This window comes from Antarctobacter heliothermus (assembly GCF_900188425.1).
Classification (GTDB): domain Bacteria; phylum Pseudomonadota; class Alphaproteobacteria; order Rhodobacterales; family Rhodobacteraceae; genus Antarctobacter; species Antarctobacter heliothermus.
Map to the genome: position 1 here is coordinate 11,057 of NZ_FZON01000012.1, position 21,771 is coordinate 32,827.

Here is a 21,771-nt window from a genome sequence, read left to right on the forward strand (position 1 = left end):
GGGAAAAACGGTTGCACGCGGGGCGCGCTCTCGCACAGTCTAGCGGGACGTGAGGTATCGGCAAGGGAGGGCTGGATGCAAGGCATGATGATGCATATGCCGCTGAGGATCATTGAGATTCTTGATTACGCGGCGCAGGCGCATCCGGGGGCGGAGATCGTCTCGGTGCGGACTGAAGGGGATATTCACCGTGAAACCTATGCCCAGGCCTATGCCCGCGCTGCGCAACTGGCGCATGGGTTGTCCGGGCTGGGTGTCGAACAGGGCGACCGGGTGGCGACGCTGGCCTGGAACGGCTACCGCCACTTTGAACTGTATTATGCGATCTCTGGCATGGGGGCGGTCTGTCACACGATCAACCCGCGCCTGTCGGCAGAGCAGATGGTTTATATCATCCAACATGCCGAGGATGAGGTTCTGTGTGTCGACCTGACCTTTGTGCCGCTGGTCGAAGCCCTGGCTGAACATTTGCCCGCCGGGATAAAGCTGGTGGCCATGACAGACCGGGCGCATATGCCGGAGGGCAAGCTGGATTGGCTGTGCTATGAGGACGTGTTGGCCGGGCAGGCGGAGGCGTTTGATTGGCCGCTGGTGTCAGAGGATGCGGCGGCGGCGCTGTGCTATACATCGGGCACCACAGGGCATCCCAAAGGCGCGCTGTATTCGCATCGGTCCACGGTTCTGCACGCGCTTTTTCTGTCAGTGACAGTGCCACGGTCGCTTCACGATGGCGCGCGCATCCTGCCGGTGGTGCCGATGTTTCACGTCAATTCATGGGGGCTGCCCTATGCCGCGCCTTTGGTCGGCGCATCCTTGATCATGCCGGGCGGCAAGCTGGACGGGGCATCCATCTTTGACCTGATGGAAGGTGAACAGGTCACAGCCGCGTGGGGGGTACCCACCGTCTGGCTGGGCCTGCGGGCCGAGATCGAGGCGCGCGATGCCATGCCATCCGCGCTGGATCAGCTGGTGATTGGCGGGTCCGCCGCGCCGCGCGCCATGATTGCGTTTTTCGAAGGTCGGGGGGTGGACGTCTGCCACGCCTGGGGTATGACAGAAATGAGCCCGGTGGGCACCCATGGCCAATTGTCGCCGCCGATGCAAAACCTGCCGTTCGAAGATCGCATGGCGGCCAAGTCCAAGCAAGGACGACGATTGTTCGGTGTCGAGCTGAAGATTTCCGATGAGGATGGCGTCAGACAACCTCATGACGGCAAGGCGGTGGGCGAACTTTATGTGCGTGGCAATGCCGTCATCGCAGGGTATTTCAACAATGAGGCGGCCTCAAAGGGGGCCTTCGATGCGGACGGCTGGTTTGGGACCGGGGATGTGGCCAGCATCGACCCGCACGGCTTTCTGTATATTCAGGACCGGGCCAAGGATCTGATCAAGTCCGGCGGTGAGTGGATCAGTTCGCTGGATCTGGAGAACATCGCCATTGCCCATCCAAAGGTGGCCAATTGTGCGGTGATCGCTGTGCCGCATCCAAAATGGGATGAGCGACCTCTGCTGATTGTTGTGCCGCGTGACGCGGGCGATCTTCCCACGCTGGAGGAGATACACGGGATGCTGCTGGAACACCTGGCGAAATGGCAATTGCCCGATGCCATGGAATTTGTCGAGGATCTGCCGCTGACAGCCACCGGCAAGGTGTCAAAGCTGACTCTGCGGCAGCGGTTCGCAGATTATGTGTTGCCCGATGCTGGCTGACGATCTGCGCGATCTTGCCCCGCGCGAAAGCGCTTGGGTGTCGTTGGATGCGGCGCGGGTCAAGGCATTTTCGGATGCGACGGAGGACTGGCAATTCATCCACCTGGACGCGGAACGGGCATCTAGGACCGCCTTTGGCGGCACCGTGGCGCATGGGTTCCTGACGCTGTCGATGTTGTCGATGATGTCCTATCAGGTGATGGAGGGGATCCCGGGCATTCTGTCCAGTGTGAACTATGGTTTTGACCGCATCCGCTTTGTCTCACCCGTGCGGGTGGGGCTCCGGGTGCGAGGGCGGTTTGCCGTGGCCAGCGTGGATGAGGGGGATGGATGGCTGGACGTGCATTGGGACGTCGAGGTCGAAATCGAGGGCGCGGCGCGGCCGGCGCTTGTCGCCAACTGGATCACACGAATGTACTTGAGGTGAGGCGCCGCGCGCGCATTTTTCGGCGCGACGCCCCACGCCCACCCGCGCGCGCCGAAAAGTGCACGCGCGGCTTGGGACAATTTGGGAGGGATCCATGGATCTTGGACTGACGGAGCGGGTGAAACCGCTGGTGGCGCAGGTGCGCCGGATGATTGAGGACGACATTGCTCCGCTGGATGCGGAGTTTCACGCGCTGGTCGGGACACATCCTTCGGGTGATCGGTTCAAGCATGTGCCTCGCCAATTGGAGATCCTGAACGGGCTCAAGGCTTTGGCGAAAGAGCGTGGGTTGTGGAATTTCTGGCTGACCGGGTCGGACCGCGGCTATGGGCTGACAACCGTGGAATATGCCTATCTGGCCGAGGAGATGGGCAAGGTCAGCATCGCGGCGGAGGTCTTTAACTGTAACGCGCCCGACACCGGCAATATGGAAGTGCTGGAGCGCTACGGCGACGACTGGATGAAAGAGCGTTGGCTGACTCGCCTCCTGGAGGGGGACATCCGATCAGCCTATGTAATGACAGAGCCGGATGTGGCGTCATCCGATGCGGCACAACTGGCGTTTGAGGCGAAGAAGGACGGCGATGATTATGTCCTGAACGGTGAGAAATGGTGGATCAGCGGCGCGGGAGATCCGCGCTGTGGTCTGTACATCGTGATGGCCAATACCGATCCACAAGCGGCGAAACATGCCCGCCACACGATGTTCGTTATGGATGCGGACACGCCGGGGATAGAAATCCTGCGCCCCATGCAGGTCTTTGGGCAGGATGACGCGCCGCACGGGCACATGCACCTGCGGTTTACTGACGTGCGCATTCCCGCATCCCATGTTGTGCTGGGTGAGGCACGCGGGTTCGAGGTGGCGCAGGGGCGGTTGGGACCGGGGCGTATCCACCACTGCATGCGCGCCATTGGACAGGCGGAAAAGGCGCTGGAGATGATGTGCAGGCGCGGATTGTCGCGCGAGGCTTTTGGCAAGCGCATCGCCGATCTGGGGGCCAACCATGACATTATCGCCAATGCCCGCATGGAGATTGAGATGGCGCGCCTTCTGTGCCTCAAGGCGGCCTGGATGATGGATACCGCCGGTGTGCGTGCCGCGCAGCCGTGGATTTCCAAGATCAAGGTGGTGGCCCCCCTGATGGCGGGCAAAGTTGTGGATGAGGCGATGCAGCTGCATGGCGCGGGCGGGATCAGTCAGGACTATGATCTGGCCTTTATGTGGACGCATATCCGTACGCTGCGGTTCGCCGATGGTCCCGACGCGGTGCACCGCCGTCAGGTGGCGCGGGCCGAATTGCGCAAATACGCCAACGAGAAAATCTGAAATCTGCTGTCGCAAGTTGAGTATTTTCAAAGAAAAATTAGGGGGACGGCATGGACAAGGGCGAGCTGGCGCGGGTGGGAACGTGGATGAAGGCCCATGTGCCGGGGTTTCAAGGGCCTGTCAGGGCCGAGAAATTCGTGGTGGGCCAGTCCAATCCGACATTCCGGCTGGACAGTCCCTCGGGCGCCTATGTGCTGCGGCGCAAGCCCACCGGGACCCTGTTGAAATCCGCCCATGCGGTGGACCGGGAGTTTCGTGTGCAACGGGCGCTGGTCGGAACATCCGTGCCGGTTCCGCACATGTTCGCGCTGTGCGAGGACGACACAGTTCTGGGGTCGATGTTCTATGTCATGGAACATATCGACGGGCGCAACCTCGTCGATCCTTCATTGCCTGACGACACGCCAAGGGGGCGTGCGGCGATTATGGACGAAATGAGCCGGGTTTTGGCCGCGATTCATGACGTTGATCTGGCTGCAGCCGGGTTGGAGGATTTCGGCGCGCCGGGGAATTATCACACCCGCCAGTTGGGGCGCTGGACCAAACAATATCGCGCATCGGAGACAGAGGAACTGCGCGATATGGAAACGCTGATGTCGTGGCTGGATGAGGCGCTGCCCGAAGAAGACGGGCAGCGGACGTTGGCGCATGGCGACTACCGGATCGACAACTTGCTGTTTGCCGCTGACGGGCCCGCCTGTGTCGCGGTGCTGGATTGGGAATTGTCGACGCTGGGACATCCCTATGCCGATCTGGCCGGCGTTTTGATGCAGTGGCAGCTTCCGCCGGGGGCCGACGGGCGCGGGTTGGCGGGGGTGGACCGGGCGGCGCTGGGCCTGCCGTCGGATGAGGATTTTGTGGCGGCCTATTGTGGGCGGCGCGGCATCGACGGGATCGACAGTCTTGGCTTTTACGTCGCCTTTGCGTTTTTTCGCATGGCGGCAATCCTGCAGGGGGTCAAGAAACGCGCCCTTGACGGCAATGCGGCGAACCCGGAAAAGGCATTGAAACTGGGTGCTTATGTGCCGTTGTTTGCGAAACTTGGGTTGGAGGCACGGCACCGTTATGGATGAGGCTTTTCGCGAGGATGCTTATGCCTTTGCCGCACACCTTGGGATGACGATGACCGATTGGCGCGAGGGTTATGCCGCGTTTGATGTACCGCTTGAGGCGTTCTTGATGAACCGGCACGGCAATCCACATGGCGGGGTCCACGCATCCTTGCTGGACACGGTCATGGGCTATGCTGGGTGCTGGACGGGCGACCCGGAGCGGCGGCAGATGTGCCTGACGCTGAACCTGAACGTGCAGTATCTGTCACGTCCTCGGGGTGTGATGCTGAAGGGTGAGGGGTGGAAGACCGGCGGCGGCAAGAGTACGTTTTTTGCTGAAGCTCAGATTGCCGATGAAACGGGTGAGGTGATCGCCAAGGGGACGGGCGTGTTCAAGTATCGGTCGTAATCTCGGGCCAAGCCTGTGCGAATCATGGTTAGTGGCCAGAAAGGAAAGCGTTTTTCCTGGTCACAATGCGTGCACTTCTGATGTGCAATCCATGTGCATCGATGTGCGACACCGGCAGGCTAACAGCGCGCCCGCCGGGGGCCGTTACAGATAACGCTGCACCAGCGCGAGAAGGTCTGTGAAGTCCGAAAAACGTGCCGTATGCGGCAGTGCCTCGACCGGGGTCTTGCGGTAGCCTTCGGTATACAGCAGAAAGGCGACCTTGCCGCGCTGCGCGGTTTCGGCGTCCGTCTCGCTGTCGCCCACATAAAGCGCGTTTTCGGCCCCATCAAGCGCGGCAAATAACATCTCGGGATCGGGTTTGCGGGTGGACAGGCTGTCACCGCCCACGACGATGTCAAAGAACCCGTCCAATCCGGTGTCGCGCAGCGCGGCGCGCGTGGCCTCGATCGGTTTGTTGGTGCACAGCGTCAGGCGATATCCCTGCGCCTTGAGCGCGCTCAGCGCGTCGCGCGCACCGGGATAGACCGAGGCCGGGTCCGATGGCGTGCCGACGTAGTGTTCCATGGTGCGGCGTGACAGTTCGGCGTGGTGTGCCTGTGGCGCGCCGATGTGGTCCAGCACCTGTTGCAGCAGAATGGGCAGGCCGCGCCCAACAAACCCCTGCGTGTCGTCACGGCTGATCGGCGGCAGGTCCATTTCCTCCAGCGCCTGAGAGACGCCGTGATGAATATGGCCCACGCTGTCGATCAACGTGCCGTCAAGGTCAAAGGCGATGGTGGCGTTCATGCGGCCACCGCAGTGGCGGCCATGCGGATGGCGCGGATGTTGTCACCGTAGGGCGTGGGATTGTCGACCGAGCCGCCCTTGAACACGGCAGATCCCGCCACCAACACGTCTGCGCCCGCGTTCACCACCAGTGGGGCTGTGTCGGGCGTCACGCCGCCGTCGATTTCGATATGCACGGGGCGGTCACCGATCATGGCGCGCAGGGTGCGGATCTTGTCAGTCAAGTTGATGAACTTTTGCCCGCCAAAACCGGGGTTCACGGTCATGACGCAGACAAGATCGGCAAGGTCCAGCAGGTGTTCGACCGCCTGTGCGGGCGTGCCGGGGTTCAGCGCCACACCTGCCTTCATCCCGGCGGCACGGATGGCTTGCAGGGTGCGGTGGGTGTGGGGACCGGCCTCGACATGGGCGGTCAGGATGTCGGTGCCCGCCTCGGCGTAGGCATAGATGTAGGGATCGACGGGGGCGATCATCAGATGCACGTCCATGACCGTCTTGACGTGTTTGCGGAACGCTTTGACGGCGGGCGGGCCGAAAGTGAGGTTCGGCACGAAATGACCGTCCATCACGTCGACATGAATCCAGTCGGCGCCTTGCGCCTCGACCGCCTGGATCTCGCGCCCGAAGTCGGCGAAATCGGCGGAGAGGATGGAGGGGGCGATTTTCACGGTGCGGTCAAAGGGCATGGGGCATCCTGAGGTCTGGGCGGTCACACGCCCCGGACCTGATCCGGGGCCTTTGGCCTCTGGCTTGTGGCGTCTGGGAGGTCCCGGGTCAAGCCCGGGACAAACCCGAGACTGGGCGCGCGTCAGTATCCGGCGCTGCGGTCCACGATATGCAAGAGCGCCTCGCCGTTCTCGGCACGGCGGATGTTGTCGGCGATGACGCGGGCCGCGGTTTCGGGCCGGGTGGTAGAGGCGATGTGCGGCGTTACCGTGACCTTGGGGTGGACCCAGTAGGCGTGATCGTCGGGCAGCGGTTCGGTGCGAAAAACATCCAGCGTGGCATGGCCGATCTGGCCGCTGTCCAGTGCGGCCAGCAGCGCGTCATCGTCGATCAGCGGACCGCGACCGGGATTCAGGATCATGGCACCCGGAGCCATCAGGGCCAGGGTTTCGGCATTGATCACGTTGGTTGTGGCGGGCGTGTCGGGCAGCAGCAGGATGACGATCTGCGCGTCGCGCAGTGCCTTATGCAACCCTTCGTCCCCGGCATGGGTCGTGATGCCGGGCAGGTCTTTGGCTGACCGGCTCCACCCGCTGACGGGAAAGCCCAGCGTGATCAGCGCGCGGGCGCAGGCCTGACCCAGCGTGCCAAGGCCAAGAATCGTGACCGGGCGGTGCGCCGACAGGGGTGGCGGGGTCGCGTCCCAGGTGCGGTCCGGGTTCACGATATGGGCGTCCATGCCAAGATGATGGCGCAATGTGTGGCCCGCCACCCATTCCACCATGCCCTGCGTCAGCCCGTCTTCGTCGACCATGCGGGCCAGCGGAACGGCCAACGTGGTATTGCCCACCACATCCTCGACCCCGGCCCAGAGGTTCAGCACCGCCTTCAGTCGTGTGAAAGGAGTGAAATCCTGCACGTCAGAATTGGGGGCATAGACGATATAGTCGACCTCCTCGGGGGGCATATCCGTGCCCAGAGTGTAGGACAGTCCAGCGGCGTCAAGCGCCGTGCTGAGTGGCGTCTCGTAGTCATTCCAGCTTTCAGAGCGGGCGGCGAATAGGATGTTGGGCATGAATTTGCTCCCTTGCTGTGTCGCCGAACGGCTTAGATGAGGATCGGGGGGAAAGGAAAGCTGTCAGGCCTGCCTCGGGCGATGGATATGCGCGCTTTGCACCATGCCGAAGGCCAGCATCAGCACCAGCATCGCGGATCCGCCATAGCTGACCATCGGCAGCGGCACGCCCACAACCGGCGCCAGCCCCATGACCATCGACATGTTGACGGCGAAGAACAAGAAAAAGGTCAGCCCGACGCCCAGGATCAGCAAGGATGAGAAGCGGTCACGATTCTGGACCGCCGCAACGATGCAGAACAGCAGGATCAACACATAGAGCGCCAGCAGGGAGACACCGCCGACAAAGCCGAACTCCTCCGCCAGCGTGTTGAAGATAAAGTCGGTGTGCTTTTCCGGCAGAAAGTTCAGACGGCTTTGTGTGCCCTGCATGAACCCCCGACCGGTCCAGCCGCCCGAGCCCATGGCGATCTTGGCCTGGGTGATGTGGTAGCCCGCGCCCAGCGGGTCCGACGACGGATCAAGAAAGGTGTCGATACGGCGGAATTGGTAGTCCTCCAGCAACTGCCATTCGGTTCCCCGCGATTGGAACACCGCCCAGATGCCGCCGCAGGCCGCACTCAGAACGGTTGCGAAATAGAGCCAGTGGACCCCTGCGAGGAACATCATCAACCCGCCCGCCGTCATCAGCAGGATCGCCGTGCCCAGATCGGGCTGGGTCAGCACCAGTCCGGTGGGCAGCAGGATGATCAGGATGGGAACAAGCACCCACAAGGGGCGCGAGGTGCGGCTGAGCGGTAGCCGGTCGTAGTAGGCGGCCAGCAGCATCACCATGGCGATCTTCATCACCTCGGAAGGTTGCAGGCGCATAAAACCAAGGTCGATCCAGCGCTGAGCCCCCATACCGACAGCGCCAAAGAATTCGACCAGGACAAGCAGGCCCAGCGATCCGACATAGGCGACCAGCGCCATGTTGCGCCAGAAATAAATTGGCACCATGGCTACGACGAACATCAAAACCAGTCCCAGGCCAAACCGCTTGATCTGCGGTTCCGCCCAAGGGCTGAAAGAGCCACCGGCAACCGAGTAGAGCATCAGAAAGCCGACACCCGCCACGGTGGCCAGCAGCACCACGAGCGGCCAGTTCAGATGTAGGATCTTGCGCCAGCCGGTGGGGACCGTCTTTACGTTGTATTCAAGATAGGTCACGCGCTGTCGCTCCCGCCGGCGCGGCGTGCGTCGCGTTCGCGGGCGAGCCGTTCCTGCAACGCCTTGACGCGGCGGCGGTCGGCTGTGGGATAGGCCTCTAGCGGCGGGTCCTCACCGTACAGCGCCTGGAGCGTGATGTCGCGTGCGATGGGGGCGGCGGCGGTGCTGCCGCCGCCGCCGTGTTCGACGACCACGGCCACCGCGATGCGCGGATTGTCAAAGGGCGCAAAGTTGACGAACAGCGCGTGGTCTCGGCGATCCCACGGCAGATCGTCGTTCGATGTCACACCGCGCGCCCGTTCAGCGGCGGTAATGTTGCGGACCTGGCTGGTGCCGGTCTTGCCAGCCATGCGCAGCCCCTCGGCGACGATACGCGACCGGTAGGCGGTGCCGTGGCGGTGGTTCGACACGGCAAACATGGCGCGGCGCACCTGAAGCAGGTGATTGGGATTCAGGCCCAGATCCGGCGCTTCGCGGCGCGGTGTTTCGATCCCGTCCGCGCTTTTGACCAGACGTGGAGTGATCGCGCGCCCGGTGGCAATCCGCGCCGACATGACCGCCAGTTGCAGCGGCGAGGTCAGCACAAAACCCTGACCGATGGCGGCGTTGACGGAATCGCCGATCACCCAGTCCGCGCCGCGTTCGCGCAGTTTCCACGCCTTGTCGGGCACCAGCCCGCTGGTCACAGCCGACATGGGGATGTCATGCGCTTCGCCCATGCCCAGCTTGCGCGCCATGGCGGCGATGCGTTCGATCCCGACCTTCAGCGCCAGCTCGTAATAATAGACATCACAGCTTTCGCGCAGGCTTTGTTCCAGGTTCATGTGGCCGTGGCCGACACGTTTCCAGCAGTGGAACTTGCGCCCGCCGACCTCCAGGTGGCCGGGGCACCAGACGGTATCGTCTGGCGTCATCAGGCCAGCATCCATCGCGGCAAGCGCCGTCACCATCTTGAAGGTCGAGCCGGGTGGATAGGCGTCCTGCACCGTCTTGGAGGCTAGTGGACGGTGATCGTTGTCGCGCAGCTCTCCATAGTCCTTGACGGTAATGCCGCGCACGAATTTGTTGGGATCGTAAGACGGCGACGAAGCGATGGCCAGCAGATCGCCGTGTTCCAGATCCATCACCACGACAGAGGCGCTGTCGGGGCCCAGCCGCGCCTGCACATAGTCCTGCAACGCGGTATCGACGGTCAGTTGCAGATCAGCTCCGGCCACGCCCTCGCGGCGGTCAAGTTCGCGCATGACGCGGCCCACGGCGTTGACCTCGACCCGCTTGGCCCCGGCGCTGCCGCGCAGCTTTTCCTCGTATTTCGATTCGACCCCGACCTTGCCGATCTGAAAGCGCGGGATGCGCAACACCGGCGGCGGATCCTCATAGCGGCTCAGGTCGCGCTCGGAAACCGGGCCGACGTAGCCCGCCACATGGGCGTAAAGTTCGCGACCCGGGTAAAACCGGCTGAGGCCGACCTCTGTTGTCACGCCGGGCAGGGCGGGGGCGTTCACGGCGACGCGGCTGATGTCCTCCCATGTGACACGGTCGGCCACCGTGACGGGAAAGAACGGTGGCGTCCGTTCCATTTCCGCCAACGCGCGGTTGAGGTCGCCCTCATCCAGTTCCACCAGTTGGCCCAGACGCTGGATGACAGTGGCGACATCGCCTGCATCCTCTCGTGTCAGGGTGATCCGGTAGGTCTGTTCGTTTTCGGCGATCACCCGCCCCTCGCGGTCAAAGATGCGGCCACGGGCGGGCGGGATCAGCCGGATATTGATGCGGTTCTCTTCGGCCAGCAGGCGAAACTCATCCGCCTGATCGACCTGCATGTGGCGCATTCGCAGCGCCAGAACCCCGGCAAAGACCAGTTGACCACCGCCAAGGATCAGCCCGCGCCGGGTGATCCGGCGGGCGCTTTCCTGGGTTTCGCGTGGCGTGCGTCTCATAGCGGGCGTCCTGTGTGGTCATATTCTCCGGGCGTGCTGCGGCGCACACCCAGGGCCAGATAGCTGATCGCGGCAACCAGCGGGTAAACCGCAACCGTCATACCATATTGCATCACCCATAGAGAAAGCATTCCCGGCGTCACGATCAAGACCGCCAGAATGACGCGGTAAGTCACGGTGATGACAAATAGCGCGGTAGCGGCGGTGATCCACTCTGCGACAAAAGTGTTCTCGCGCACATGCCGACCGCGTACCTTGAGCCATTCGGCCGCCAACAACACCAACAATGCCCACAACCCGGGTGGACGATGAAACAGAAAATCCGCCAACAGCATGACCACGGCCACCGACAGCATCGGCACATAGCTGGGCCTGCGTAGCGCCCAGGCAAAGGTGAGCACGGTCAGCACATCCGGACCGGCGATGCGTGAGGGCATGATCTGCAACGGCAACAGATGAAAGAAAAAGACCACAAACGCGAGGCCGAAATAGGTCGCTCGCATGCTCCAGAGCCGCGCGGGGCTGTTGTCAGCCATCCCCGCCGTCCCCCGGGACCGCGTCAGGCGCTGTGACCGGCGGGACACCGGCATCCGGCAGGTCCTCGGGCAGGATCAGCGACGAGGGCGAATCGACCCGGCGTGTGCCGTGGTCCCGCAACACGCGCAGAAACTCCAACCGTTCGTAGTCTGCAGCCATACGGACCCGCAGACGCCCGCCGGGGTCTTCGGCCACTTGTCCGATCAACAGGCCCGGCGGAAACACCTCACCGTCGCCGGTGGTCACGATGCGGTCACCGGGGCGGACAAGGTCGGGGTTTTCCAGAAAGTCGATGGGTGGGGCGGATGTGTTGTCACCGGCGATCAGCGCGCGCTGGCCCGAGGGCTGGATCTCTGCCGGAATACGGCTGGTGGCGTCGGTGAGCAGGATCACGCGGCTGGTATTGGCCCCCACGCCGGACACGCGCCCGACAAGACCGATGCCATCCATCGTGGCCCAGCCGTCCACGATCCCATCGCGTGAGCCCACGTTGATCAGCACCGATTGCCGAAACGGCGATCCGCTGTCCGCCAGCACCACGGCGGTGATAAAGGTCAGGCGAGGGTCCAACCGCACGTTGTTCAGGTCACGCAGGCGGGCATTTTCCTGCTCCAGCTGCAAGGCCGCCTCTTTCCAGGCAGTCATCTTGCGCAGTTCGCGGCGCAGTTCCTCGTTCTGTTCGTAGAGGCGCTGGTAGCTCTGGAAATCGCGGACAAGCCGGACAGAGGCGGTGACGGGCGCCATCGCCCAGTCCATGCGTGGCACAACCGCATCCACCACCTGCGCACGAAACCGTTCGACGCGCGGGCTGTCGATCCGCCAGAGCAGAAAGACGCCTGCCAGAGACAGCGCCAGCACGACCAGCAGCAACCGCTTGAGCGGGCCGGTGAAATCGTCTTGTGCATTGCGGTCGCTGGCCAAGGGTCCCTCGCATCGGGTTTGGCGGATGTTACAGAATGCCTTGGATCAGATACAGCGGTTGTGGGAGGAAACGATTTTTCGCCGAAAAATCGCCTCACCTACAGTTTCGTCAGCTATCGTAGTCGATCGCGTGGCGCAGTTGTTTTTCGTACTCCAGCGCCTTGCCAGTGCCCAAAGCCACGCAGTTGAGTGATTCGTCAGCGATGGAGACGGCCAGACCGGTCTGTTCGCGCAGCGCCAGATCCAGATCGCCCAGCAGCGCACCGCCCCCGGTCAGCATCACACCCCGGTCGACAATGTCGGCGGCCAGATCCGGCGGGGTTGCCTCAAGCGCGGTCATCACGGCTTCGCAGATCGCCTGCACCGGCTCGCTCAGGGCTTCGGCCACCTGGGCCTGGCTGATCTCGGTCTCCTTGGGCACACCGTTCAGCAGATCGCGTCCGCGGATCTGCATGCTGCTGCCACGCCCGTCGTCGGGCATCCGTGCCGTGCCGATAGAAGTCTTGATACGTTCGGCAGTGGATTCGCCCACCAGCAGGTTCTGTTGGCGGCGCAGGTAGTTGATGATCGCCTCGTCCATGCGGTCACCACCAACGCGTACAGAACGCGCATAGACAATGTCGCCCAGCGACAGAACGGCAACTTCAGTTGTCCCGCCGCCGATATCGACAACCATGTTGCCGGTCGGGTCGGTGATTGGCATGCCCGCGCCGATGGCCGCCGCAATGGGTTCGGCGATCAGGCCAGCCTTGCGCGCACCTGCGGACAAGACCGACTGACGGATCGCGCGTTTTTCAACGGGTGTGGCACCATGCGGAACGCAGACGATGATTTTCGGTTTGGAAAAGGTCGAGCGGCGGTGAACCTTGCGGATGAATTCCTTGATCATCGCCTCGGCTGTGTCGAAATCCGCGATCACGCCCTCGCGCATCGGGCGGATTGCCTCGATGCTGCCGGGCGTCCTGCCGAGCATAAGCTTTGCGTCTTCGCCGACGGCCAACACCTTCTTGACCCCGTCCTTGATGTGGTAGGCGACGACGGACGGCTCAGACAAAACAATTCCCTTGCCCTTGACGTAGACCAGTGTGTTCGCGGTCCCAAGGTCGATGGCCATGTCCGACGAGAACAGGCCAAGGAGTTTATCCATGCCAAACATTTTATTATTGCCCCATTGCCTCATTGGCCCGCGACTCTTCCAGTCCGGACCAGCGCTCTTATAGGCCCGCACCGGTTGATGCGGAAGGGGGGCGGGGGGGCCAATCAGCGGGGAATCGCCGCATGCCGCCGCAACAATGGGGGCAATATCTGTTGCGACCTCGATCTGCCCGGACCTGTGCCCGCCACACCATCACCTACTCTGTCGAAGCCAATGCGATCTTGGCGGGAAACGCGCGGCTGCGTCTCTGTGAAAGGGGACGCTTGCCGGCCGGATCGACGATCCGGAAAATGCGTTCGATGTGATAATCTGGCCTGCGGGCGGTGACTGCCAGGTTGAGATCGCCGAATGTCGCTTCGAAGACGCGCAACCGATGTGGCCATATTCTGCTTTCTGCACTCTCGACGCGTCCGCGCCGTTCGGCCTATGTTACTCTCCGATAGGTTGCATGCTCGCTTTGCCAGACTGTAGGGTCCGGATGACTGCTGATCGGGTGCAGAGGGGGCGCCCAAGCCGACACGCCCTGACAGCACAAGAACGCCGTTGGTCTTTGCAAAAGACATGAAACATCCCTGAACAACCTATACCTGCAGTGTAAACGCTGATTGGGTTCAGGAGCTTGGCATCGACGGGACACATTCGGGGAGCCGGCCGATGGGCGCCCCCGTCAAAAATGTTTGACAGGTCACATATGGCGGGCGGAAGATGAAGCCAGGTGCATTCTACCAAAAGCTAAAGGAATCCCGATGAAACGATTTTTGACATTGGTTCTTGCCAGTCTGATTGCCAGCCAGGCCGTCGCCGATTCCTGCTGGGATCACAACGGATCGGTCATGCGGTTGCAGGCACAGGGCAACAATCGCTGGCTCAGCTATGAGACGACACCGCACAGCTGGCAATGGCCAGCGGGCGTACGCCCCGGCACATTGCTGTTCAACGGGGTCAAGAACGGCAACTGGTATTCGGGCACGGCGCGGGTTTTTTCCAGCGCCTGCCCCGGCAGCCCAAGTGAATACCATGTCGAGGGGCCGGTTGCGCCCAACCAGTTGCGCGTGCAGGTCAGCGGCAATCGTCAGGTTTTTCACAATTGCCAGCCCACCGGACAATGGAAGACCGATACGCTGGTCTTTACCTATCTCTACGACTGCTGACCGCGTCTGACGGACTGCGCCGCACAGGCGTGATCGGTCATTTTTTGTCCGCCGCCCCGTGCCTTGCGCGGGGCGGCGTCGTTTTCCCCACCTGAGATGTCGGGCGCGCGCGGCGCGGGACTTCGCGGCGCGCTATGCACTCTTTCAAAGAACGGGAGAGTCGTGTGATGAAAACCCATGTCAAAGCTTTGGTCGTCGGCGGCGGGGCCGTCGGCACGTCGATTGCCTATCATCTGGCCAAGGCGGGCTGGGACGATGTCTTGTTGCTGGAACGCGATGAGTTGACGTCCGGCAGCACATGGCACGCGGCGGGCCTATTGCCCTATTTCAACATGTCTTTTGCCACGACCCACATCCACGACTATTCGATCCGCTTCTACAAGACACTGGAAGAAGAGACCGGGCTGAACGCGGGGTTTTCCGTGGTTGGCAATCTGCGCATGGCGCAGACGCAGGATCGCATGGACGAGTACATGCTCTACGCCTCGACCGCTGAAACCTGCGGCGTGCCCTATGAGTGGATGACGCCCGCGCAGATCAAGGACCGCTGGCCGCTGATCCGCACGGAGGATCTGAAAGGCGCGCTGTATCACCCCACCGATGGCTACATTAACCCCGCTGACGTGACCATGGCCATGGCCAAGGGCGCGCGCCAGCGCGGCGTGGTGATCGAACGCAAGTGGCAAGTCGATGGCTATGAGTGGACCGGGTCCGAGTGGCAGGTCACCATCACCAAGATGGTCGAAAAGGGCGGCAACCTTGTCCCCGGCGACGAACAAAAGGTCATCACCGCCGAACATGTGGTCACCGCCACCGGCAACCACGCACAGCGGACCGCGCACCTGCTGGGGATCAAGATCCCGGCCATTCCGGTAGAGCACCAGTTCATCGTGATGGAGCAGGATCCGGCGCTGGTCGACTACCGCAAGACGAACGCCGAACATCCCGTCATCCGCGATGCCGACGCGCAATCCTATGTGCGTGAGGAACGCGGCGGCTGGATCCTGGGCGTGTATGAGAAAAACGCACCCGCCCGCTTTGCCTACGGTGTGCCGGACAGTTTCCGCGCCGATCTGTTCCAGCTGGATCTGGAGCGGATCGAAGAGCAATACATGGCGATGATCCACCGGATTCCGTCCTGCGAAGACTGCGGCCTCAAGGACGATTTCAACGGCCCGATCTGCTACACGCCGGATGGCAACCCGCTGCTTGGACCCGCGCCGGGCCTGCGCAACATGTGGCTGGCCGAAGGGTTTTCCTTCGGCATCACGGCGGCTGGCGGCACCGGATATTACCTTGCACAACTGATGGTCGAGGGTGAGGCAGAGATCGACATGGCCTCGCTGGACCCCAAGCGGTTCGGCGGCTGGATGACCACCCAATACGCTGTCGCCAAGAACGAAGAGGCGTACGAACACGTCTACATCCTCCACCACCCGGATGAGGAACGCCCTGCCGCACGCCCGCTGCGCACCGCCCCGGCCTATGACCGGCAAAAGGCGCGTGGCGCGCAGTTCGGCTGTGTGAACGGCTGGGAGCGGCCCAACTATTACGGCCCGCTGGATGCACCGGACACGTTTGACCACGACGCGCGGTCGTTCCGACGCGGCGGCTGGTGGCAATATGCGGTGGATGAGGCCAGGGCCGTGCGGGAGGGCGTCGGCCTGATCGACGCCACGGCATTCACCAAACATATCGTCGAGGGGCCGGGCGCGACGCAGTTCCTTGACTGGTTCACCTGCAACAAGCTTCCCAAGGTCGGTCGCATCAACCTGACCTATGCGCTGACCACACACGGCACCACGCGCACCGAATACACCATCGTGCGGCTGGATGAGGACCGCTACTACCTTGTCTCCGCCGGGGCATGGACGGCCTATGACAGCGACTTTCTGCAAAAGGCCATTGAGGACAAGCGCGCAGAATTCGGCTGGATCTCCTGCCATGACGTGACAACCCAATGGGGGGTCTTCGCCATCGCCGGGCCGAAATCTCGCGACGTCCTGCGTGAGATCGTAAAGGACGCCGACCCCGACACCGTGCTGTCCAACAAACGGTTCCCCTGGCTGACCATGCGCAACATCGAACTGGGGATGGTGCCGGTCATGGCAATCCGCGTCGCCTATACCGGCGAACTGGGCTGGGAATTGCACCACCCGATCGAGATGCAGAACAACCTGTGGGATCAGCTGATGACCGCGGGCGAAAAACACGGGCTGAAACTGGTCGGTGCGCGGGCGCAGAACTGGCTGCGGCAGGAAAAGAGCTACCGCGCCTTTGGCAACGAACTGGGCCGCGACGCGACGCCCCTAGAGGCCGACCTGCCGCGTTTTGTCGACCTCACCAAGGACTTCCACGGCAAGGCGAACCTGGAACAGACCGGCATCGGCTCCAAATGCGTGACCCTGCTGATCGACGGGCCACCGGACGCTGATCCTTGGGGGCGTGAGGCGCTGTATGCGCAGGACGGCACCCGCGTCGGGCGGCTGACGTCCGGCGGGTACTCAGTGCATTTCGAGAAATCCATCGGCATGGGCTACGTCACACCCGAACACGCGATCGAAGGCACCCGGCTGAAGGTCAAGATGCTGGACCAACTCTGGGACGCCACAGTGACCCATGACAGCCCTTACGACCCCAAGAACGAGGTTATTCGCAAGGACGGCTGACCCTCAGTGCCTTCATCCGGCGTCTACTGTCCAGAAATATCCCGGGGGAGTCGACCGCAGGGAGACGGGGGTCATGCAGCAAGCATCCCTTGGGCATGACGCCCTCACACCTTGCCACAGGCGCGAGGCCGGATATGTTGTCAGGAAACGGGGCGCAGATCGCGCCCTTTTTCATGGAAAGGAGCGGACATGGGACTGAACGTCTATCTTTCAGGAGAAATCCACACCGACTGGCGCGACCAGATCATCGAGGGCGCACAGGGGTTGGACATCACCTTCAACGCGCCGGTGACGGACCACGGAGCCAGCGACGATTGCGGCGTGGACATCCTCGGGGAGGAACCGAACAAGTTCTGGCACGACAACAAGGGCGCGAAAATCAACGCGATCCGCACGCGCAAGGGGATTGCCGATGCGGATGTTGTGGTCGTGCGCTTTGGCGACAAGTACAAACAGTGGAACGCGGCCTTTGACGCGGGCTGCGCCAGCGCGCTGGGCAAATCGCTGATCATCCTGCAGCCGCCCGAACATGACCACGCGCTGAAAGAGGTGGACGCCGCCGCTTTGGCCGTTGCCCGCACGCCAGAACAGGTGGTTCAGGTGCTGCGCTATGTCCTGACCGGGACGTTGCCGGCCTGAGGCGTCAGGGCATCAGGTATTGCGCCGGGGTCCAGCCGCTGCGACCGTCAGGCAGGACGACGCTCCACCAGACCAATGACATATCTTTGCATGTCTGTACCATCTCGGGGGCCCGGTCCGCTTCGGGACTGGAGAATTTGCCGTCATGCAAATCGCACCAGTCCTTGCAGACCTTGCGATTGTTGTCGGGCCCGGTGAATCGTGTCTCTTCGGGGCCGATGGTCAGGGAAAGCCACTCTTGGGCCAGCGCGATCCTTTTGCGCGGCTTGTCCGTGCTGTCGACGATCTCCAGCCGCGGGCCTTCGGAAACCCGCACAAACCGGCCCTCCTTGGGGTAGCAGCTCGCAATTGTCCTGCGTGACTGTCCCATTTCAAATTCGGGCGAGACGCGGTCGATCTCGGCCACCTTGTCCGGCAGGTCGCGCAGTCGTGTCTCGGACGAAAATATCGAGAGCGGCGAGACCTCCAAGTAGATCCCCGCGTCGTCGCCGTCGTTGCAGCGCTGACCGAAACTCGGTCCAAAGACCGTGTCGCCCCCGCAGCCCATCACACTAAGCTTATCCGAGACATACTCTTCGTTGTAGTAGATCCCGATTTCGCAGATGCGCTCACCCGGCCCGGCTCCGAGATCGCTCACATCGTCGCGGCCCTGCACTTCGTAGAAGTAATAGATGCCGTCTTCGTTCTCGGGTTGCAGGTCCCGCGCACGCTTGTAGACGAGGCTGTCCAGCATTGCCTGGTTGGCGTCGATCACCGGCACCGGGGCAAGCCCCTTGAACCAGTTCGAGGTGTTGTCGCAGGCGTTCAGCGCCTCGCGAGCCCCGGCGTGGCGCGGCTCAGGATAGCCAAAGATCTCGATATCCCAGCGTCCGGCCTTGTCTACCGTGTCGATGTAGTAGAAATCCTGCCCCTTGTGCTGCAGGAGCTTCTCGATCAGGTCGGGCTTCATGGCGCCGGTCCCGTCCGAGGGCTTGTAGCTATTGGCCAGACGCATGAACTCCAGTGCGGCGTTCACCGCGACGTCAAAGGCGGCGCTCATGTCTTTGGCGCTGTAACTGCGCGAGGTATCCAGCGTCGGCGCGGGCCGGTGAAAGCCGAGCGTCCCGTTGACGTGCATCCGGCGGCTGAGCCCCATTTCGAGCCGCCGCGACCACTCGTCGCTGCCGACGCTCCCCAACTTCTTCGTGCCCAGCATGAAGATGAGAGAGCAGGCGGACAGGCAACTGTCCCCATCCTCGATGACCGTGCCAAGGTATCGGCTTTCGATAAACTCCGCGATCTTCGTGGCTTCGATCAGCGATCCGCCGGGACTGTTCAGGCATACGGCCCCGAATGAGCCTCCGGCCAACGCCTCCCCGAACAATTCGAGGTCGCCGGGAACGATTTGACCTTCAAAGCGCAGGCTGCATATGCCCTCGTCCGTCCGCGTCAGCGTTCCGGCCTGCGCAAGGCTGGCAAGGCCGCAAAAAAGAACAACAAGAAAGTGCCGAAAAACGTTTATCCCCAAAGTGTTGAGGGGCAGGCTAACGGGCCGTTCAGGCGGGCACAAGCCTGCCCCTTACCCCTCCTGCGGCGGTATTTTCAACCCGCGCTGCACGGCCGGTCGGGCCAGAAAGCGGTCCAGATAGGCCACCGCATTGGGGTGGTCGAACCAGCGTACGGCCTCTTGTGTGCCGTAAAAGTCCAATGCCCGCAGCCAAGGCGCGATGGCGATATCGGCGATGGAATACTCTCCGGCGATCCACCCCTGCCCGTCCAGCTGTTTTTCCACGACGTTCAACAGACGCTTGCCCTCGACGACAAAACGGTCCCGCGGGCGGGGGTCTTCGATCTCGGCCCCGGCGAATTTCGAGAAATAGCCAAGTTGGCCCAGCATCGGGCCAAGCCCGCCCATCTGGAACATCAGCCATTGAGTGATCGTGTGGCGCTCACTTGCCGTCTTGCCGGTCAGCTGCCCTGATTTCTCCGCCAGATACATGAGGATCGCGCCGCTTTCGAACAAGGCCAGCGGGGTGCCGTCCGGCCCGTCCGGGTCAATGATCGCGGGGATCTTGTTGTTGGGGTTCAGGCTGAGAAACTCGGGGCTTTTCACATCCGCTTCGCTGAGCGTGACGCGGTGGGCCTCATAGGGCAGGCCGATCTCCTCCAGCATGATCGACACTTTCACACCGTTGGGCGTGGGAAACGAATACAGTTGGAGGCGGTCAGGGTACTGGGCGGGCCAACGGGTGGCGATGGGGTGGGTGGTGAGATCAAGCATGCTATCGGGCCTTTCCTGCGGTTGGGGGAAAGCTAGGTGTCTTTTTCCCTGTTTCACAGGTCGGCGAATGTGCGATTGCGCAGATCTGATACGCAAGAAGAGCGCATGTTCCGGTGGAAAACCGGCGGCGCCGGAACATGGGAACCACGGAATGATTCAGGAATTCAGGGATTTTATCGCCAAGGGCAATGTCATGGACATGGCCGTCGGCATCATCGTCGGCGCGGCCTTTACCGCGATCGTCGCGTCGCTGGTGGGCGACATCATCAACCCGATCATCGCGCTGTTCACCGGCGGTATTGATTTCTCGGGCTGGTTCTATGCGTTGGACGGAAACGAATACGCGTCGATTGCCGTGGCGGAAGAGGCCGGCGCGCCGATCTTTGCCATCGGCCGCTTTGTCATGGCGGTCATCAACTTTCTGATCATCGCCTTTGTGGTGTTTATGCTGGTCAAGATGGTCAATCGCATAAAGGACGCCGCAGCCAAGCCGGAAGATGCTGTCGAAGAAGCCCCCAAGGGTCCGAGCGAAGTTGACCTGTTGGTCGAGATCCGCGACTCGCTGAAGGCGCGCGGCTAAGTCCGCTATTCGGGCAGAGGGCAGAGCGTACCGCGCTCCGGTGCCTTTGATGTCGAAACTTGTCAGTTTGCCCCGGCGACGGTCAATGCGCTGCCGGGGCAATTTCCTTGAAGTCAGGTCTAGATCAGCGTTTGGGGGGGCGTGACATCCAGCCCTTGCGCTTCGCCGACCGCGGCATAGGTCAGCTTGCCCGCATGCACGTTCAACCCGTTCAGCAGGTGCGGATCATCGGCGCAGGCCTGTTTCCAGCCTTTGTCCGCAAGTGCCAGCATGAACGGCATGGTCGCGTTGCCCAGTGCGATGGTCGAGGTGCGCGCCACCGCGCCCGGCATGTTGGCCACGCAGTAGTGCATGATGCCGTCGACCTCGTAGATCGGATCGGCGTGGGTGGTGGCGCGCGACGTCTCGAAACAGCCCCCCTGATCAATGGCGACATCGACCAGAACTGCACCCGGCTTCATGGTGGGGAAATCGGCACGTTTGACCAGTTTTGGCGCCGCTGCGCCGGGGACCAGCACCGCGCCGATGATCATGTCCGCCAGCGTCAGATGCTCGGCCAGCAGACCGGCACTGGAATAGCCGGTGCGGAAAGTGCCGCCAAAGACGTCGTCGAGATAGCGCAGACGGGGCAGCGAGCGGTCAAGAACGGTCACATCCGCGCCCATGCCTGCGGCGATGCGCGCCGCATGGGTGCCGACGACACCGCCGCCTATGACCAAAACCCGCGCCGGACCCACACCCGGCACGCCGCCCATCAGAACGCCACGTCCGCCGTTGGCCTTTTGCAGGGTCCAGGCGCCGACCTGCGGCGCCAGACGGCCCGCGACCTCTGACATGGGCGCCAGCAGGGGCAGGCCGCCGCGACCGTCGGTCACCGTCTCATAGGCGATGCAGGTGGCCCCGGAGGCCAGCAGGTCCTGTGTCTGGTCCGGATCGGGGGCCAGGTGCAGGTAGGTGAACAGCAATTGACCCTCGCGCAGCATGGCGCGCTCGGCGGCCTGCGGTTCCTTGACCTTGACGATCATGTCGGCCTTGGCAAAGATTTCTTGCGCGGTATCCGCCATGCGTGCGCCGGCGTCGGTGTAATCGGTGTCGGTGAACCCGGCGCCCATGCCGGCCCCTGTTTGCACAATGACCTCATGACCGTGCTCAACCGCCTCTCGGGCAGCGTTGGGTGTCAGACCAACACGGAATTCCTGGGGTTTGATCTCTGTCGGGCAACCGATCTTCATGGCGAATCCTCCTCGCGGT

The 21,771-nt window shown here is 62.5% G+C and carries 20 protein-coding genes; 9 read left to right on the forward strand and 11 right to left on the reverse strand.

Annotation, left to right across the window (positions count from 1 at the left end; translation table 11 throughout):
* The first annotated feature begins 75 nt into the window (after window positions 1-75).
* The 5 genes from CHB90_RS08345 (at window position 76) to CHB90_RS08365 (ending at window position 4,928) form a co-directional block, all read left to right on the forward strand.
* Complete coding sequence (locus CHB90_RS08345) at window positions 76-1,710, forward strand: long-chain fatty acid--CoA ligase (protein ID WP_089277410.1); 1,635 nt, start codon at window positions 76-78, stop codon at window positions 1,708-1,710.
* On the forward strand, window positions 1,700-2,137 hold the full coding sequence (locus CHB90_RS08350; protein WP_089277411.1) for a MaoC family dehydratase: 438 nt from the start codon (window positions 1,700-1,702) through the stop codon (window positions 2,135-2,137). Before CHB90_RS08345 ends, CHB90_RS08350 begins: the two co-directional genes overlap by 11 nt.
* 94 nt (window positions 2,138-2,231) lie before the next feature.
* A complete protein-coding gene (locus CHB90_RS08355; protein ID WP_089277412.1) occupies window positions 2,232-3,467 on the forward strand; it encodes an acyl-CoA dehydrogenase family protein in 1,236 nt (411 codons plus the stop codon).
* Between the two features lie 50 nt (window positions 3,468-3,517).
* On the forward strand, window positions 3,518-4,540 hold the full coding sequence (locus CHB90_RS08360) for a phosphotransferase family protein (RefSeq protein ID WP_089277413.1): 1,023 nt from the start codon (window positions 3,518-3,520) through the stop codon (window positions 4,538-4,540).
* Entirely contained in the window at window positions 4,533-4,928 is a 396-nt protein-coding gene (locus tag CHB90_RS08365; protein ID WP_089277414.1) for a PaaI family thioesterase, read from the forward strand. Before CHB90_RS08360 ends, CHB90_RS08365 begins: the two co-directional genes overlap by 8 nt.
* A 144-nt stretch (window positions 4,929-5,072) precedes the next feature.
* Here CHB90_RS08365 and CHB90_RS08370 read toward each other — a convergent pair whose 3' ends face one another.
* From CHB90_RS08370 to CHB90_RS08405, 8 genes are all read right to left on the reverse strand, one after another.
* Window positions 5,073-5,717, reverse strand: coding sequence for an HAD-IA family hydrolase (locus CHB90_RS08370; protein ID WP_089277415.1), 645 nt, complete (start codon window positions 5,715-5,717; stop codon window positions 5,073-5,075).
* On the reverse strand, window positions 5,714-6,403 hold the full coding sequence (gene rpe / locus CHB90_RS08375) for a ribulose-phosphate 3-epimerase (RefSeq protein WP_089277416.1): 690 nt from the start codon (window positions 6,401-6,403) through the stop codon (window positions 5,714-5,716). Before rpe ends, CHB90_RS08370 begins: the two co-directional genes overlap by 4 nt.
* 122 nt (window positions 6,404-6,525) lie before the next feature.
* On the reverse strand, window positions 6,526-7,458 hold the full coding sequence (locus CHB90_RS08380; protein WP_089277417.1) for a 2-hydroxyacid dehydrogenase: 933 nt from the start codon (window positions 7,456-7,458) through the stop codon (window positions 6,526-6,528).
* Between the two features lie 63 nt (window positions 7,459-7,521).
* A complete protein-coding gene (gene rodA / locus CHB90_RS08385; RefSeq protein WP_089277418.1) occupies window positions 7,522-8,667 on the reverse strand; it encodes a rod shape-determining protein RodA in 1,146 nt (381 codons plus the stop codon).
* Complete coding sequence (gene mrdA, locus CHB90_RS08390) at window positions 8,664-10,607, reverse strand: penicillin-binding protein 2 (RefSeq protein ID WP_089277419.1); 1,944 nt, start codon at window positions 10,605-10,607, stop codon at window positions 8,664-8,666. The genes rodA and mrdA overlap by 4 nt, the downstream gene beginning before the upstream one ends.
* Window positions 10,604-11,143: a rod shape-determining protein MreD gene (locus tag CHB90_RS08395; RefSeq protein ID WP_089277502.1), complete on the reverse strand. Its 540-nt coding sequence runs from the start codon at window positions 11,141-11,143 to the stop codon at window positions 10,604-10,606. The genes mrdA and CHB90_RS08395 overlap by 4 nt, the downstream gene beginning before the upstream one ends.
* Complete coding sequence (mreC, locus tag CHB90_RS08400) at window positions 11,136-12,065, reverse strand: rod shape-determining protein MreC (protein ID WP_089277420.1); 930 nt, start codon at window positions 12,063-12,065, stop codon at window positions 11,136-11,138. The genes CHB90_RS08395 and mreC overlap by 8 nt, the downstream gene beginning before the upstream one ends.
* Window positions 12,066-12,174: 109 nt before the next feature.
* A complete protein-coding gene (locus CHB90_RS08405; RefSeq protein ID WP_089277421.1) occupies window positions 12,175-13,221 on the reverse strand; it encodes a rod shape-determining protein in 1,047 nt (348 codons plus the stop codon).
* Between the two features lie 746 nt (window positions 13,222-13,967).
* On the opposite strand from CHB90_RS08405, the gene CHB90_RS08410 reads away from it, so the two are divergent.
* The 3 genes from CHB90_RS08410 (at window position 13,968) to CHB90_RS08420 (ending at window position 17,680) form a co-directional block, all read left to right on the forward strand.
* Window positions 13,968-14,372 carry a hypothetical protein gene (locus tag CHB90_RS08410; RefSeq protein WP_089277422.1) on the forward strand — a complete coding sequence of 135 codons (405 nt, stop codon included), beginning with the start codon at window positions 13,968-13,970 and terminating at the stop codon, window positions 14,370-14,372.
* 167 nt (window positions 14,373-14,539) lie between these two features.
* Window positions 14,540-17,041 carry a GcvT family protein gene (locus tag CHB90_RS08415; protein WP_089277423.1) on the forward strand — a complete coding sequence of 834 codons (2,502 nt, stop codon included), beginning with the start codon at window positions 14,540-14,542 and terminating at the stop codon, window positions 17,039-17,041.
* A gap of 189 nt (window positions 17,042-17,230) precedes the next feature.
* Window positions 17,231-17,680: a YtoQ family protein gene (locus CHB90_RS08420; protein ID WP_089277424.1), complete on the forward strand. Its 450-nt coding sequence runs from the start codon at window positions 17,231-17,233 to the stop codon at window positions 17,678-17,680.
* A gap of 4 nt (window positions 17,681-17,684) precedes the next feature.
* Here the strand turns inward: CHB90_RS08420 and CHB90_RS08425 are convergent, their stop codons facing one another.
* Window positions 17,685-19,028, reverse strand: coding sequence for a hypothetical protein (locus tag CHB90_RS08425; protein WP_141135828.1), 1,344 nt, complete (start codon window positions 19,026-19,028; stop codon window positions 17,685-17,687).
* Window positions 19,029-19,238: 210 nt separating this feature from the next.
* Window positions 19,239-19,940, reverse strand: a complete 702-nt coding sequence (locus tag CHB90_RS08430) for a glutathione S-transferase family protein (RefSeq protein ID WP_089277426.1) — start codon at window positions 19,938-19,940, stop codon at window positions 19,239-19,241.
* Window positions 19,941-20,091: 151 nt separating this feature from the next.
* On the opposite strand from CHB90_RS08430, the gene mscL reads away from it, so the two are divergent.
* Window positions 20,092-20,520 carry a large conductance mechanosensitive channel protein MscL gene (gene mscL / locus CHB90_RS08435; RefSeq protein ID WP_089277427.1) on the forward strand — a complete coding sequence of 143 codons (429 nt, stop codon included), beginning with the start codon at window positions 20,092-20,094 and terminating at the stop codon, window positions 20,518-20,520.
* A 119-nt stretch (window positions 20,521-20,639) separates the two neighbouring features.
* Here the strand turns inward: mscL and ald are convergent, their stop codons facing one another.
* Window positions 20,640-21,752, reverse strand: coding sequence for an alanine dehydrogenase (ald, locus tag CHB90_RS08440; protein WP_089277428.1), 1,113 nt, complete (start codon window positions 21,750-21,752; stop codon window positions 20,640-20,642).
* Between the last annotated feature and the right edge of the window lie 19 nt (window positions 21,753-21,771).

Coding starts and splice junctions, on each gene's coding strand:
- ald (WP_089277428.1), bottom strand. CDS start 21,752: ATGAAGATCGGTTGCCCGACAGAGATCAAACCCCAGGAATTCCGTGTT.
- mrdA (WP_089277419.1), bottom strand. CDS start 10,607: ATGAGACGCACGCCACGCGAAACCCAGGAAAGCGCCCGCCGGATCACC.
- CHB90_RS08350 (WP_089277411.1), top strand. CDS start 1,700: ATGCTGGCTGACGATCTGCGCGATCTTGCCCCGCGCGAAAGCGCTTGG.
- CHB90_RS08345 (WP_089277410.1), top strand. CDS start 76: ATGCAAGGCATGATGATGCATATGCCGCTGAGGATCATTGAGATTCTT.
- CHB90_RS08420 (WP_089277424.1), top strand. CDS start 17,231: ATGGGACTGAACGTCTATCTTTCAGGAGAAATCCACACCGACTGGCGC.
- rpe (WP_089277416.1), bottom strand. CDS start 6,403: ATGCCCTTTGACCGCACCGTGAAAATCGCCCCCTCCATCCTCTCCGCC.
- CHB90_RS08380 (WP_089277417.1), bottom strand. CDS start 7,458: ATGCCCAACATCCTATTCGCCGCCCGCTCTGAAAGCTGGAATGACTAC.
- CHB90_RS08365 (WP_089277414.1), top strand. CDS start 4,533: ATGGATGAGGCTTTTCGCGAGGATGCTTATGCCTTTGCCGCACACCTT.
- CHB90_RS08355 (WP_089277412.1), top strand. CDS start 2,232: ATGGATCTTGGACTGACGGAGCGGGTGAAACCGCTGGTGGCGCAGGTG.
- CHB90_RS08415 (WP_089277423.1), top strand. CDS start 14,540: ATGAAAACCCATGTCAAAGCTTTGGTCGTCGGCGGCGGGGCCGTCGGC.
- CHB90_RS08430 (WP_089277426.1), bottom strand. CDS start 19,940: ATGCTTGATCTCACCACCCACCCCATCGCCACCCGTTGGCCCGCCCAG.
- CHB90_RS08410 (WP_089277422.1), top strand. CDS start 13,968: ATGAAACGATTTTTGACATTGGTTCTTGCCAGTCTGATTGCCAGCCAG.
- CHB90_RS08405 (WP_089277421.1), bottom strand. CDS start 13,221: ATGTTTGGCATGGATAAACTCCTTGGCCTGTTCTCGTCGGACATGGCC.
- CHB90_RS08370 (WP_089277415.1), bottom strand. CDS start 5,717: ATGAACGCCACCATCGCCTTTGACCTTGACGGCACGTTGATCGACAGC.
- CHB90_RS08395 (WP_089277502.1), bottom strand. CDS start 11,143: ATGGCTGACAACAGCCCCGCGCGGCTCTGGAGCATGCGAGCGACCTAT.
- CHB90_RS08360 (WP_089277413.1), top strand. CDS start 3,518: ATGGACAAGGGCGAGCTGGCGCGGGTGGGAACGTGGATGAAGGCCCAT.
- mscL (WP_089277427.1), top strand. CDS start 20,092: ATGATTCAGGAATTCAGGGATTTTATCGCCAAGGGCAATGTCATGGAC.